Origin of the sequence: Tepidibacter aestuarii (genome assembly GCF_934924865.1) — a bacterium.
GTDB classification, from domain to species: domain Bacteria; phylum Bacillota; class Clostridia; order Peptostreptococcales; family Peptostreptococcaceae; genus Tepidibacter_A; species Tepidibacter_A aestuarii.
This window is the reverse complement of record NZ_OW235315.1, coordinates 653,005-668,575: the sequence shown is the minus strand read 5'-3', so window position 1 is coordinate 668,575 and position 15,571 is coordinate 653,005. Positions and strand designations below refer to the sequence as shown.

The 15,571-nt window shown below is 29.7% G+C and carries 11 protein-coding genes and 1 other annotated feature; of the genes, 1 reads left to right on the top strand and 10 read right to left on the bottom strand.

Annotation, left to right across the window (positions count from 1 at the left end):
* Positions 1–28: 28 nt before the first annotated feature.
* The 6 genes from M2214_RS03170 to M2214_RS03145 form a co-directional block, all read right to left on the bottom strand.
* The gene (locus M2214_RS03170; RefSeq protein ID WP_248482746.1) at positions 29–964 is read right to left on the bottom strand and encodes a hypothetical protein; all 936 of its coding nucleotides are present in this window, start codon (positions 962–964) and stop codon (positions 29–31) included.
* A gap of 282 nt (positions 965–1,246) precedes the next feature.
* On the bottom strand, positions 1,247–2,953 hold the full coding sequence (argS, locus tag M2214_RS03165) for an arginine--tRNA ligase (RefSeq protein WP_248482744.1): 1,707 nt from the start codon (positions 2,951–2,953) through the stop codon (positions 1,247–1,249).
* Positions 2,954–3,021: 68 nt separating this feature from the next.
* Positions 3,022–3,239 (bottom strand) — a binding site (T-box leader).
* 54 nt (positions 3,240–3,293) lie between these two features.
* Positions 3,294–4,319, bottom strand: coding sequence for an alpha-hydroxy-acid oxidizing protein (locus M2214_RS03160; protein WP_248482742.1), 1,026 nt, complete (start codon positions 4,317–4,319; stop codon positions 3,294–3,296).
* On the bottom strand, positions 4,306–4,776 hold the full coding sequence (locus M2214_RS03155) for a DUF523 domain-containing protein (protein WP_248482740.1): 471 nt from the start codon (positions 4,774–4,776) through the stop codon (positions 4,306–4,308). Before M2214_RS03155 ends, M2214_RS03160 begins: the two co-directional genes overlap by 14 nt.
* Before the next feature lie 11 nt (positions 4,777–4,787).
* Positions 4,788–7,160: an endonuclease MutS2 gene (locus M2214_RS03150; RefSeq protein WP_248482738.1), complete on the bottom strand. Its 2,373-nt coding sequence runs from the start codon at positions 7,158–7,160 to the stop codon at positions 4,788–4,790.
* Between the two features lie 19 nt (positions 7,161–7,179).
* Positions 7,180–7,344 carry a hypothetical protein gene (locus M2214_RS03145; RefSeq protein WP_248482736.1) on the bottom strand — a complete coding sequence of 55 codons (165 nt, stop codon included), beginning with the start codon at positions 7,342–7,344 and terminating at the stop codon, positions 7,180–7,182.
* Between the two features lie 288 nt (positions 7,345–7,632).
* Here M2214_RS03145 and M2214_RS03140 point away from each other — a divergent pair, with 288 nt between their 5' ends.
* A complete protein-coding gene (locus M2214_RS03140) occupies positions 7,633–9,090 on the top strand; it encodes an aminoacyl-histidine dipeptidase (protein WP_248482734.1) in 1,458 nt (485 codons plus the stop codon).
* A gap of 170 nt (positions 9,091–9,260) precedes the next feature.
* On the opposite strand, the gene M2214_RS03135 is transcribed toward M2214_RS03140, so the two are convergent.
* The 4 genes from M2214_RS03135 to M2214_RS03120 all read right to left on the bottom strand — a co-directional run bounded on the left by M2214_RS03135 (position 9,261) and on the right by M2214_RS03120 (position 15,545).
* Positions 9,261–11,330: a YcdB/YcdC domain-containing protein gene (locus M2214_RS03135; RefSeq protein WP_248482732.1), complete on the bottom strand. Its 2,070-nt coding sequence runs from the start codon at positions 11,328–11,330 to the stop codon at positions 9,261–9,263.
* A gap of 70 nt (positions 11,331–11,400) precedes the next feature.
* Positions 11,401–11,859 carry an NUDIX hydrolase gene (locus M2214_RS03130; RefSeq protein WP_248482730.1) on the bottom strand — a complete coding sequence of 153 codons (459 nt, stop codon included), beginning with the start codon at positions 11,857–11,859 and terminating at the stop codon, positions 11,401–11,403.
* 676 nt (positions 11,860–12,535) lie between these two features.
* On the bottom strand, positions 12,536–13,105 hold the full coding sequence (locus M2214_RS03125; RefSeq protein WP_248482726.1) for an HD domain-containing protein: 570 nt from the start codon (positions 13,103–13,105) through the stop codon (positions 12,536–12,538).
* A gap of 34 nt (positions 13,106–13,139) precedes the next feature.
* Positions 13,140–15,545, bottom strand: coding sequence for a DUF3656 domain-containing U32 family peptidase (locus tag M2214_RS03120; protein WP_248482724.1), 2,406 nt, complete (start codon positions 15,543–15,545; stop codon positions 13,140–13,142).
* Positions 15,546–15,571 lie beyond the last annotated feature (26 nt).

Here is a 15,571-nt window from a genome sequence, read left to right as displayed (position 1 = left end):
TTTCGCTTAAATATACTAGAAGTTCAAATTAATTAGTCTTCTTAAACTTAAACTCATATTCACCCGATTTTGATCTTACATTTATATAAAGCATATCTTCTTTAATCTTTTTATCTATAACGGTTATATTGTTTAATATAGGGTTGTATATAGAGTCTCCTACATTTAAATTTATAAATTCTCTCGGATGTGTACTTTGAGTATACTTTTTTTTATTTATCTCATATTTTCTAAGTTTTATAATATAAGCCCCAAGAGATTTAATAAAATTCAAATCAGATATATTTAAATTATCAAATTCAAATCCTAAAATACCGAGTATAGAATTTTTAAGACTTAAAAGACTTTGATTATTTTCATCTAAATCTTTTATATATACTTGATAAATAACTTTAAAAAAACCATCTAATATACTTTCTTCTTTTAATTCTTCTATTTTTTTATCCATACATTTATCTATCTTCTGAATAAATTTTATCCTGCTTCTTTCAAATCTTATAACATCTTTTTTATCTATACCTTCATCAAATGTAAATCCGATTATATGTTCTTTCATACTTTGAAGTAATTCATTAAAATCAATATTTTTATCCGATATAAGAGCATGGATTAAAAAATTATAAGATATACCTATAATCATATAATCATAATCTTTCACATTTTCTTTATGTAATTTACAGTAATACGATACACTCTTTAATACCTCAGATTGTGATCTTTCTAAATTTATATTTGAAAGTATTATAGGAAGTACATAAGTTATATCATATAGATAGTCGTCATTTTTGGCCCCATAGTACTTATAAAATACAAGTTCTTCTCTAAACCTCTGATAGTCCATACTCACAGTTTTTGTAGATTTATCATCTATCAAAGATTTGGTAATCATTTTAATTAGATCATTTAAATAATTTTTCTTATTATCAAAAGAATATATATATGAATTCATTATCCTATTTTCCATACAAACACTCCTAAATCTTAATTCATTCTATTATATTAATAGCTTTCCCAAATTCCTCAAAATTTACTTCATGCTAAATCATCGTCTATTTACTCCAAGTACTAACAGACTTTACTTCTAAATGTACAATATCTTTCATTACAGAAAAAAATAGCAGCTATTAAGCTGCTACATAGGGGGGTAGTAGCATTGATCTAATTTAATCTGCCACTATTCTATATTTTTTATATATTTATTATATAATAATATAAATTTAGATGTAAAGCTTTATTTTTCGACAAACTACATTCTTTCAGGAGCGTCTACTCCAAGTAAAGAAAGTGCATTTTTTATAGTTTGCTTTGTAGCTAAAACAAGAGCAAGTCTTGCTTTTCTAACTTTTTCATCTTCTACTATTATCGCATTATCATGGTAGAACTTGTTAAATGCTTGTGCTAAATCAACTACATATCTAGCTATTATATGAGGTTCGTTATTTTTAATTACATCTTGTATAACTTTAGGGAAGTCTCCTATTTCCTTTATAACATTAACACTGTCATCATCTGATAGTACAGAAAAATCAACATCCATAGTTACTTCTTCATTTGCCTTTCTAAGAACAGAACAAGCTCTAGTGTGAGTATATTGAACATATGGTCCTGTCTCTCCCTGAAAATCTAAAGTTCTATCCCAAGAGAATGTATAATCCTTTATTCTATTATTTGATAGTTCTTGGAATACCACAGCTCCTACTCCTATTTGCTTAGCTACAGTATCTATATTCTCAATATCTATATTTTTCTTTTGATTTTTGATTATTTCCTTAGTTGCATCTACAGCTTTATTTAAAACGTCCTCTAAGAAAACTACTCTTCCTTTTCTTGTAGACATAGTTCCTTCTTCAAGACTTACCATTCCGAATGGAACGTGAACACAATCCTTAGCCCAGTCAAATCCCATAAGCTCTACAACCTTCATCCATTGGTTAAAGTGAAGTATTTGTTGAGATCCAACAACATATATGTTCTTATAAAAATCATATGTTTCTTTTCTATAAGTTGCAGCTGCTATATCTCTTGTTAAGTAAAGAGTTGACCCATCACTCTTAGTTATAAGAGCTGGAGGCATGTTGTAATCTTCAAGATCTACTATGTTAGCTCCTTTAGATTCTTTTAATAGTCCTCTTTCATTCATTATATCTATCATTCTAGGCATTTTGTCAGAATAGAAACTTTCACCTGCATATGAATCAAACTCTACTCCTAATATATCGTAAACTCTATTAAACTCTTCTAAACTTACTTCTCTAAACCACTTCCATAATTTAACCGCTTCTTCTTCTTCATCTTCAAGCTTTTTAAACCACATTCTAGCTTCTTCATCTATTGATGGATCTTTTTCAGCTTCATCATGGAATTGAACATATAATTTAAGTAAAGTTTTTATAGGTGCTTGTTTTACTTCTTCCTCGTCTCCCCATTTTTTAAATGCAACTATAAGTTTACCAAATTGTGTTCCGTAATCCCCTAAGTGATTTATTCTTACAGTATCAAACCCCAGTGCCTTATAAACCTTGTAAAGAGAATTACCTATTACAGTACTTCTAATATGTCCTATATGGAAAGGCTTAGCTATATTAGGAGATGAGAACTCAACTATAACTTTTTTACCTTCTCCTAAGTCACATTTACCATAATCATCTTTTTTTTCTAAAACTTCTGTAACTACTGATTTAGCTAAAGAAGATTTATCTACAAAAAAGTTTATATAAGCTCCTGCCGTTTCTACTCTTTGTATTAAATTAGTTTTTCCCATTTTTTCACAAAGTTCATTAGCTATCATATTAGGTGCTTTTCTAAAAACTTTAGCTAGTTTAAAACACGGAAAAGCATAATCTCCCATATCCTTATTTGGCGGTATTTCTATTAAAGAAATAATTTCTTCTAAACTTAAATCTGAAACTTGTGCCGATATAATATCCGCTACCTCTAATTTAAAATCTTTCATTTAGTATTCCTCCTATATATAAATCTTTATTTGAATATTCTTACAATACAAAAAACTCCCGTCTCTAAAAAAGAGACGAGAGTTATATCCCGTGTTACCACTCTTATTGATATATAAACTATATATCCACTCATATGTTTTTAACGTAAACAAACCGTATTTTCCTACTTGATTTCAGAAAATCTTCTCAAGGATGCGTTTCAATAAGACTATGTTGCTAGACTTTCACCAGTCTCTAGCTCGCTAAAACAATCATCATATCTACTTTTCCTATCATAGAATTTGTAATTTCAGTTTTACAATGTATATTAACAGAATTTTTAAATAAAGTCAAGCAGTTTTATTTATTTAAATTAACTATTTTTGTTTCATCTATAGATTTTATATCATTACAACCTGTAAGTATCATAGCTTGCTTTAATTCATTTTTAAAATTGTTTATAACTAATTCTACACCTTCTTGTCTACCTCCATATGATCCCCATATTATAGGTCTAGCAGCTAAAACTGCATCGGCTCCAAGAGCTATGTATTTTAATATATCAACACCTTGTCTTACAGATCCATCTGCAAGTATAGTTATTTTACCCTTTACTCTTTTAGCTATTTCAGGAAGAACCTCTGCAACTCCTAGAGTATGATCTAATATTCTTCCTCCGTGGTTAGAAACAACTATAGCAGCAGCTCCTACTTCAACCGCTAACTCAGCTTCATCAGCAGTCATTATACCTTTTAGTATAAATGGGAGCTTAGTTGATGATACTAACTCTTTTAATTCTTCTACTGTTTTAGGACCAACTGGTTGTCCATGAAGTGCCATAGTTATAAGTCCTGCTCCATCTACGTCTACTCCTACTGCTAAAGCACCTACCTCTTCTGCTTTTCTTATATTTTCTATTATTTTTTCGTTCTCTCTAGGCTTTATTATAGGTATTCCAGATCCATCAACCTTTTTTAGAGAATTTAAACCATCTACAAAGAATTGAGGATTACCACTATCACCAGTCATAGCAAAAGTTCCTGCATTTATGCTTCCAATAACTACATCATCGCTATACTGATCCTCAGTTAAAAATCCTCCCATATTGATAGAACTTCCTGTAACAGGAGCTGTTATTAAAGGTATCTCTATTCTTTTACCAAATATCTCAGTGCTCATATCCGGATTTTTGGCATTATGTATTGTTCTCAAATTCACTTTGACATTGTTTAAAGCCTCATAGTTTCTCTTAAATGTACTTCCAGTTTTAGTTCCTCCCATACCAGGAACTTTTCCTGAACATGAATTTCCATCACATTCTCTACAAAGGCCACAATAACCCTTCATTCTCTCTCTTGCAAGTTTTTTCACTTCATTTAAGTCCATTTTTTTCTCCCCCTCCAAAATATTTTTCTGATTTTAAATCTACACCATCTTTTATTAAAAGAGCGGCGGTTATTCCATATCCATCTATAAGCTTTGATTTAAAACTTCCATCATATATTTGATTACTTCCACAAGAAGGGCTTTTTTCCTTCAATATAGCTTGCTTTACTCCTAAAATTCTACATATTTTTAAAGTCTCATATGCACCCTTTAAAAATTCCTCAGTTACATCTTGACCTTCTTTGTTTACAACCTTAGCATTTCCGTCAATTACATCATCAGCACTGCCTTCAACAATTTCAGCTGGAATCCTAGGGGTACAAAGTCCCCCTAGCTGTTCCGGACATACAGGAACTATATTTTTGTCCTTTAAATAATTTATAATCTTATCATTTTTGTTATTACATCCATTGTACTTACAATCAACACCAATCAAACAAGCAGAAACCAAGATCATTACATCATCTCCTATTTAAATTCAACTATAGTAACTCCAGCTCCACCTTCTCCGTATATTCCATCTCTGTAGCTCTTTATGTGTTTGTGTTTTTTTAGCATTTCCTTCATTCCAGCTTTTAATACCCCTGTTCCTATTCCGTGTATTATAGTAGCCTTTGCTATTCCAGCTAAATAAGCATCATCTAAATATTTATCAACCTCTACCATGGCCTCTTCAAGATTCATACCTCTTAAGTCAATTTCCTGTTTTATATTAAAAGTCTTTTTCTTAAGTATCTTTCCTGCACCTGATTTTAAAACATCCTTTTTATTAACCTTTATTTGCTCTAAAGATGCAAAGGGCAGAGTCATCTTCATAATACCAATCTGAACTAAGGCTTCTTTCTTGTCATTATCAACAGATAGTACAGTTCCCTGTTGATTAAGCGTTACTACCTTCACATCATCTCCAGCCTTTAAGTTCTTAATAGCTTTTTTTGCAACCTTAGGTACTATCATATCCTTTACATTAGAATGAAGACCTTTCATAGACTCGTTCATTTCTCTTCTTAAATTCTCTATCTCTTTATTTTTATCTTTGTCAACACCTTGCTTTTGAAGCTTTCTTATTTCTTTAATTATCATATCTGCTTCTTCTTTAGAGTCCCTCATAATCTTTAAAGCGTCTCTTTTTGCTTCATTGATTATTTTATCTCTTTGAACAGATATTCTCTCAGTTTTTACAAGAAGCTCTTCTTTTAACTTCCTAACTTCTTCTTTAAGTCTATTTGCTTCTTCTTTTTCTTTTAATGTGTCTATTCTATTTTGTTCTATATTTTGAAGTAAGTCTTCAAATTCTATATTTTCACTATTTATAAAGTTTTTAGCCTTTTGTATTATATAATCTCCAAGTCCAAGCCTTCTAGATATCTCAAATGCATTTGATTTACCTGGAACTCCTATTAAAAGCTTATATGTAGGACTTAAAGTTTGAACATTAAATTCTACTGCGGCGTTTTCAACTCCTTCTTTAGTAAGTGCATAATGCTTAAGCTCACTATAATGAGTTGTTGCTATTGTAAGAGCTTTAAGATCATATAAGTCGTTAAGTATTGCCATGGCAAGTGCTGCTCCCTCAACCGGATCAGTACCAGCTCCAAGTTCATCAAATAATACAAGTGAATTAGTAGTTACATCCTTTAATATATCAACAATATTAGTCATATGAGATGAAAATGTTGATAAACTCTGCTCAATACTTTGCTCATCTCCTATATCTGCAAATATATTATCGAATATACACATGTTACTTCCATAGTCCGCTGGTATATGAAGACCACTTTGAGTCATAAGAGAGAATAAACCGACAGTTTTAAGAGTTACCGTCTTACCTCCCGTATTCGGACCAGTCACAACTAATGTATTAAATTCTTTTCCAATCCATATATTACTAGGTACAACATCTTTTGGATCAAGTAAAGGATGTCTTCCATTTTTTATATTAAGACTTTTATCATCACTTATTGTAGGCTCTATAGCCTTCATTGAAAAAGACAACTTACCTTTAGCGAATATAAAATCTACCTTTCCAAGTATCTTTCCATTAGATATGACTTCATCTGCCACCTCTCCAATAAAACTTGAAAGCTCACTAAGTATTCTCTCTATTTCTTCTCTTTCTTTAAGCTTAAGTTCTCTTAGCTCATTGTTCATATTTACAATAGACATAGGCTCTATGAACAAAGTAGCTCCAGACGAAGATTGATCATGTATAATTCCAGGCACATTTGATCTATACTCTTGTTTTACAGGTACTACAAATCTATCTCCTCTTACAGTTATTATTGCATCCTGTAAATATTTTTGATAAGAAGTTGAAGATATTATAGAGTTAAGTTTGGATCTTATAGATTGGTTCTTTTGAACGATTCCACGTCTCAAACTCTTAAGAGTGTGGCTTGCATTATCAGACATCTCTACTTCACTTATTATAGAATTGAATATCTTATCCTCTATATCCTTAAAAATATGAAGACTTTCTGTTAAAGACTGTATTATAGGATATGATTCATCTTCCGACTTTCCTATACTGTTTTTTAAAATTCTAGCACCTCTTAAAGTATCTGCAACCATTAACAGTTGCCCCATATCAAGAGATGAACCTATCTTTGTTCTTTTTGCAAGCATCTCCACATCGTGTATTCCTCCAAGAGGAACAGACCCTCTTTTAATTATTATAGACTGAGCCTCGCTAGTTTCCTTTTGCATCTGAATGACTTCCTCACGATTAGTGGATGGAACTAGTTCATCTACATATCTTCTTCCAAGAGAAGAAGCCACCCTTCCTTTTAACATATCTATTATTTTAAAATATTCTAAAACTCTTAATGATTTCTGATTCATATTTCCTCCTTAAAATTACCTAAACGTCATTTTTGCCTATATATATATCTAAAGCTTTTATACCTCTTCTACCAAGCTTTATAAATAGTATTAAACAGTATATACTAAGCCCGAAAAATCCCAACATAAATATCATGTATATAATCATAATAAAACCGCCTATAGCACCCGGACTATCTATCATATATTATCCCCCCTTAAATTCAATCCTAACCTATATTTTATCAATAAAACCTATTATATGTAAGGTTAAAAAATTTTTTTTACAATCACTTTATTATTAACATATTTCTCTAAGGATAAATCCAATTTTTATATTGGTTATTCAACGAATCCCATTTTTTATGTGTTATAATAAAATTAATTTATATGTACATATAAATTAATTTATATATGTTTTTTTATTATTTTTTTACATAAAGGGAAACTTAAGACAATAATACTAAAAAGATTTTAATTAGGAGTTGATTTTATGAGTAATGTTTTAAACAACCTAAAGCCTGAAGCAGTTTTTAGATATTTCGAAGAAATGTCTCAAATTCCTAGAGGTTCAGGAAATGAAAAAGCTATAAGCGACTATCTAGTGGATTTTGCTAAAAAATACAACCTAGAAGTAATTCAAGATGACGCTCTAAATGTTATAATCAAAAAACCTGCCACTAAAGGATATGAAAATGCTCCTGGTGTTATACTTCAAGGACATATGGATATGGTATGTGAGAAAAACAAGGGAACTGATCATGACTTTGAAAAAGATCCTCTAAAATTAAAAATAGTTGATAATTATATATACGCAGATAATACAACTCTTGGAGCTGACAATGGAATAGCTGTAGCGTACGCTTTATCTATACTTGAGGCAAACGATTTAGAGCATCCTGCACTTGAGGTGCTAGTAACTTCAGAAGAAGAAACAGGAATGGGTGGAGCTATAAACCTAGATCCATCTCACCTTAAAGGAGAATATCTTATAAATCTTGATTCTGAAGAAGAAGGATATCTTTTAGTTAGCTGTGCTGGTGGAGTTAGAACAAGACAAGTTCTTCCTATAGTTTGGGAAGATTCAGATACTAATTTAACTGCTTACAAAATAGATATAACAGGTTTAAAAGGCGGCCATTCTGGAATGGATGTAATAAAACAAAGAGGAAACTCTAATAAGTTAATGGGAAGAATCCTTTCTAAATTAAATGATGAAATGAACTACTCTATAGCTAATGTTCACGGAGGAGCAAAAATGAATGCAATACCTCGTGAATGTGAAGCTGTAATACTTACAGATTCTAAAAACGAAAAGATACTTTGCGAAACAATGGAAAACTTAAATAACACATTCAAAAGCGAACTTGCAACTTCAGATCCTGGTATATCTGTTGAAGTAAAAAAATACGAAGATAAAGTAGAAAAAGTATTCTCAAAAGAGACTATGAATAAATTAGTATCTTCTTTAGTTTTAATTCCAAACGGAATCAAAACTATGAGTATGGATATTGAAGATCTTGTAGAAAGTTCTACAAATCTTGGTGTAGTTATAACTCATGATAATGAAATTACATTTGAAAGTGCTGTTAGAAGTTCTGTTAAGAGCTTAAAATACGATATACTTAACGAAATGAAGCATGTTGCTAGTTTACTTGGCTGTGAGTTCTTAGCTGACTCTGATTATCCTGAATGGTCTTACAAGGCTGATTCTAAGCTTAGAGAAATATGCCAAGAGGTTCACAAGAATAAATACAACAAAGAAGCTAAGGTAATAGCTATTCATGCTGGTCTTGAGTGTGGTCTTTTACTTGAGAAAATGCCTCACGTTGATGCTATATCACTAGGACCTGATATGTTTGATGTTCATACTCCAGAAGAACATTTAGACATAGCTTCAACTCAAAGAACTTACGAATACTTATTAGATATATTAAAGAATATAAAGTAATTTAAAAAGGAGCTTAATTTAGCTCCTTTTTTATATCTAAAAAAATTATATAATTTTAAATATATTCATAACATTGATGAAAAAACTGAAATATCAACTATTTTTGAGCAACGGAGCCCGTTAGGACTCGTTGGCGACATGAGCCATGCGTTAGCATGAAGCGAATTTTTCTATTTATTTAAATAGTTGTATATCATAATAGCTGCATTAGCTCTTGTAAGTTCTTCATTAGGTTTTAACTTTCCATCATACCCTGATACTATATTAAGACCATATCCAATAGATGCATATCCTTTGAAATCTTCATCTACGTCTTCAAATGGACAATCGAATATTCCCTTTATATTTGCTATAGATTCATATTTTAGACCATTTATAATAATTTTTAATGCATCTTTTTTAGTTATAACTTTATCTGGATTTACATCTTTTTCTCTTATTACACCTTCTCTTATAAGGTATGCATAAATATTATCCATAGATTCAACTTCACCATAGTAAGAGTTTATAGTTTTTACATAGAACTTTAAAAAATCACTTTGAGTTATTTTTTCGTCAGGCTTAAAAAACGCTCCATCGAATTTTATTCCAAATTTTCTAAGTTTTTGTATTTGATTTTGTGCGTAATGTCCTTTTATATCTTTGTATTCTACATTTTCAACTTTTTTATACTTCTTTTTATCACGATATATTATATCTCCATTAACAGCATCTATGTTATGAGGAATACTATTGTCTAAAGTATAAACCAATTTAGCGTACTCTTCCTCTTTGTTATTCTCATAGTCATAGTCTATTTTATATTCAAGATTTAAACCTATTTCATTAAATAAAATACTGTACGCCTTGTTCATATCTATAACTTTTGGTTTCTTAAATTCAATATCATCCCATACTATATTAAGTGAATTTAAGCTTCCCTGTACTGCATCATATCCAATTGTTATATAGTTATTTTCATATTCTATACCATTTACTATTCTATTGAATTTTAAATTATAGTATCTCGGTTTAGTATCTTTTTGAATGTCATAAAACTCATCATAGCTATCATCATATTTTAAAGAATTCATTTTTTCACTATAAAATTCATTTAAAAACTTTTCAGCTTCTTTTTTTGCATAATCTTTATCGTATTTTGCTTCACGTTCTGCTTCATATGGTAAATATTTATTGAATCTTTTTATATCTCCTTTAGATGCATCTATTGACACATGAATACTTCCTAATTCTTTATCACTTGAAGCGTAATTTAAATACCATGTATAGTTAGAATCATCTAAATAACTTTTATTTAAGCTGTAGCTTTTAAGTTCATAATCAGAAGATATTTTTATAAACTTAGATTCTCTAGCTATTTTATCTGCATCTTCTTTTGTTATCAAATCAGAAACTTCATTTATAGCCTTTACCTCTTGTTCAGATAAGGCCGCTTCTTTTTCATCTACGCTTCCTCTTGCATCTAGTTTTGCATTATCATAATAAATAATGTTTGAATCTATTTTTTCTTTTTCACCAGTTAATGCGTTTATAGCATAAGAATTTCCATATTTAGTTGTATAAACAAGATACGGCTTTGAATCTTTATCATATCCTCTTCTATAAACTAATTTAAGTCCTAATTCCTCAATATATTTTTGTTTAGCTTTGTCTAAACCGATTACTTTATTAGCATCTTTGAATTTAATATTATAATTATAATTTAAGTTGTAATCAGTTACCTCTTTAGTCTGCTTATTTACAACAATTCTAACTCCATTTTCGTAAAAAGGAACTTCGTTGACTAACCTAACATAGCTAAAATAATGAGAATCACTTTGTATAGTACTATTATCTTCATCTATATATTTTAGCTCACCTATAAAACTTGGAGCTACATTTTTTATGAACTCATCTGCTATCTTTTTAGCTTCGTCCTTACTTATAACATTAATATTAGTTTCATAATTGTCTTTTGAGTCATGCTTACTATATCTAGTAATATTTCCATCATTATCTATAGACACAGATATTCTTCTGCTAAGTTTCTCATCTGTACTCCAGTTTAAATTCCAAATAGTTTTACCATTGTTGCTCTTATAGTATTCAAAGTTTTGAAACTCATCACCTATATTAAATTTGTTTTTTGCACTTAGTATAGCTTTTTGCAAACCATCATTTTCTTGTGCCATGCTTATAGATGGTAAAAATGAAAGCACCATCATTACTAAGGATATAATAACAGCTATTCCTCTTCTCAATTCCAATCATCTCCTTTTATTTACTTTCTATTATTAGACGATTTATAGTTGTAAAAAGTTCCATCATTTTTTAATAATTTATTACTTTATATTTTACCAACTCTTTATTTTTATATATTATTTTACCTGAGAAGAATTCATATTCTTCCATCCACTTTAAAAACAATCTATCTCCATCCCAAAGATTAAGTTCTTGTATTTTATCATCATCTACCCACTTTAAATCCCCTTCGTTACAATCTAGTATTTCTCCACTAAACTCCGAAGCTGTAAATAGGAATACATACCAATCTTCATCATCCTTAAATTTCGGAAAAGTAAGTATTCCCTTCAATTTAGGGTTTGATATATCAAGACCACTTTCCTCTTTAACCTCTCTTATTATACATTCCTCAGGAGTTTCTCCTTGTTCCATTTTGCCTCCAAGACCTACCCACTTGCCCTCATGTATATCATTTTTCTTCTTAGTCCTATGAAGCATAAGTGTTTTGTTATCTTTTTTTATATAACACATAGTAGAATTTTTCATAATTATCTCCTCCTTTAAGAAAAAATTGTTTAGTTTGTGGGTTATCAAAATATGTCTATAAAAATACCGCTCATACAACGATATTTTGAATACAACTAAGCGTTTGTCTTATGAATAATCCTAAAATTTCCGAACTCCCTACGGTCAGACACAGAAATTTCTTAATGGATTATTCAACAACAAAAACTAAGTCATATTAGTCAAAACATCTAAAAGCATTCGCTAATATTTTCATAGACATATTTTTGGTTTTAGTTCTTATTATAAAATAAAATTTGCTTAATGCTATTGCATAATTCATATAGCTAATTAGTTCTAATGGATTTGTTTATTAAAATAGTTTCTATGTAAGTTTTTCCATAAATGCTATTCATAGATTGAAACCGAATAAAATATTTTTTATTAAATCTATATAGTTATTTAAATAGACATACTAAAAATTACGCACATTGAAATATTAGCTACTTTTGTATTGATATTTTTTCATACAACTTAGATTAGAACTACTAAATATACGTTAAGAAACTTTTTTGTCTGACCATAGGGAGTTTAAAAGTTTTAGGATATTAAGTAGTCCTAATCTGTAGTTGTATAAAAATATTAACTAAGTAGCGGTATTTTAATGTGCGTAATTTTTCACTAATCCACTAATATACTTATAAAATTATTTTTTAATCTATAATCCTAAATCATCTGATATTTCCTTCATAGCATTAAGAGATAACTCTGCAAATTCTGCAAATGACACTCCAAGTTTTTCTATAGATTTCATAGCCCCTCTATCAGCCCCAGCTGCAAATCTTGTTTCCTTCATTCTCTTTGTTATAGACTTTACTTTTACACTGTTTATTTTTTTATCAGGATATACAAGCGTTATAGCAGTTATAAATCCAGTTATAGGATCTGCTGCATATATTGCTTGGTCCATTTTGCTCTCTATTTTTACTCCACAGTCTTTATTGTGTGCACATATTGCATGATACATTTCTTCATCTCCAAAGCCCTCTTCTTTTAATAGTTCTACAGCCTTTGGTCCATGAAGATTTCCCTCTCCATTTTTGTAATCTAATAAGTCGGCATCAAGATCGTGTAAAAGTCCAGCAAGAGCCCATTTTTCTTCATTTTCTGGCTCTATCTTCTTAGCAAGTCCTCTCATAACTGCTTCAACTGCATAAGAGTGCTTAACTAAATGTTCTGTACTCAAATGTTTGTTTAGTATTTCTACCGCTTTTTCTCTTGATATCATTTATATAACATCCCCTTTAGTATATTTTTATACTTTATTCGACACCTCTTAGGTAATGTCCTTTTGTAATTCCCTCATTTATTAATTTTTCATACATATCACTATCTTCAACTTCAAAATCATTGTCTATTATAGCTATATATGATTTAACTATTTCTCTTATAAAGTTCTCCTCTTCAAATGTAAACTCTAGCCTAAATGCATTAATACCTGAATTATATATATCTTCTAAGTGATCAATCATACATAAAATCTTAGAATTGTATATTATAGACCTACAGAATTTATCTTGAGCCACAGGGAATTCTTGTCCTTTTTCATCTTTTAATAAATACTTAGATTGATTACAAGTTCCACATCTTTTGTCTTTATTGCAATTTCTAGTCAAAACTCCCATAGGACAATATTCACTTATCATTAAAGGTATTCTAGAATACACTATTGATTCAGCTTCTATGTCAACGTAGCTTAAAGTATTTTTTATCTCATGTATATTAAGCTCAGGAGATAAACATATAGATTTTATATTTTCATTTTTAAGGTGTTTTATAGTTTCGCTATTAAATACATTTAAGTAATAGTCTCCATATATAGTGTAGTCAGATAATTTATTTATCATACCTATGTTAGATACTAAGAATTTATCAACGCCCATATCAATTGCTTCATCTATTATGTTATATTGATTATTTCTAAGTATTCTAGAAGGACAATAAACTATACTTTTATTGTGTTCTTTACATAAGTTCACAGCATCTTTTAATGTATCTATATCTTCATAATATATAGTATCAATATCTAAATCTACTATTTTTCTAAGCTGAGACATTTTTCTTATCTTTACATTTACCTTAGTATCTCTTACGTCTTTATCCAGCTTTTCTTTATCTTCTATCTCTATTTTTAATAATTTTCTTTTGTTTTCATTCTTTCTTTTGGCATTTAATTTTTCAACAGCATCTCTTCTAATTTCATTTAGAAGACTAACAGGTATGCTTATGTCTTCATCTTTATCTATTAATATAGATTTTAATTCATAAGGTGTGTTTCCAAGCTTTGATAATTGAGTTTCTATTTTTTCATCTGAGATTGCTACCTTTATAGCTTTTTCTACTTTTTTAGTTCCTACAACTTTAACCTTATTGTCTTCATTATCTTTTATTAAAAGAGCTGGATATTCATCTAGCTTTAATATTATTTTTCCCTTTATAGGGATTTTTTTGAGTTCAACTTCATTTTCATAAGTTCTTCTAGCTCTATCTAAAAGCTCACTATCTAAGGTCTTATATACTTCTTGTCCTATTTTTATAGGTATATTAAAATCAAGCTGTATAGTATCTCCTGCATAAGCCTTTGTAAATATATTGTTTTCCTTGAGTATTCTACCTACATTTCCGCCACCAATGCTTAGCCCATCACCTTTTTTAAGTGTGTTTTCAAGTTTTAAAGTTATCTTATTTCTTCTTTTGTCTACATCTACAACTTTACCTATATAAAGTCCTGTATTATTAGGTTTTTCAGGGTTCATTATTTCTTTTCCACTTTTTTCAAGTATATATCCTTTAGTAAATTTTCTATTGAATATACTGTATAAATCATCTAATGTATCTTTCTCTACTTTTAATTTTTTATTATCTACATAGTAGTCCACAACTTCTCTATAAGCTCCAACTACTGTAGCTACATACTCAGCTCTTTTCATTCTTCCTTCTATTTTTAAAGATAAAACTCCTGTATCTATTATTTTATCAAGTTCTTCTATTGTATTCAAATCTCTAGGGCTTAACAGATACTTGTCATCTAAGTTAACGCTTGAATTATTACTCTTATCTATTAAATCGTATACTTTTCTACAAGGTTGAGCACATCTTCCTCTATTTCCAGATCTTCCTCCTATCATACTACTCATGAGACATTGTCCTGAGTAGCATACACATAAAGCACCATGTACAAATACTTCTATATCTACAGAAGTATTCTTAGATATATACTCTATCTCACCTATTTCAAGTTCTCTTGCAAGTACAACTCTTTTAAATCCTAATTTTTCTAAGTATTTTACATCTTCAAATGAATGAGCAACCATTTGTGTACTTGCGTGTATTTCAAAATCAGGGAAATGTTCTTTAACTAATTTTGTCATACCTATATCTTGAAGTATAAGTGCATCTACATCTATGTTGTATAAAAAGTTTACATATTTCAAAAAGTAACTTATTTCATTTTCTTTTATAAGAGTATTTACAGTTACATATACCTTAACATCTCTTATATGTGCATATTCAACTGCTTGCTTCATTTCCTCTGTATCAAAATTATTAGCCGATGCTCTTGCTCCAAAATTCTTACCTCCAAGATATACAGCATTTGCTCCATTTGATACTGCTGCTCTTAAAGCATCAAAACTTCCAACTGGTGCTAACAGTTCTATATTACTCAAGTTATCAACTCCTACGTTATTATTTA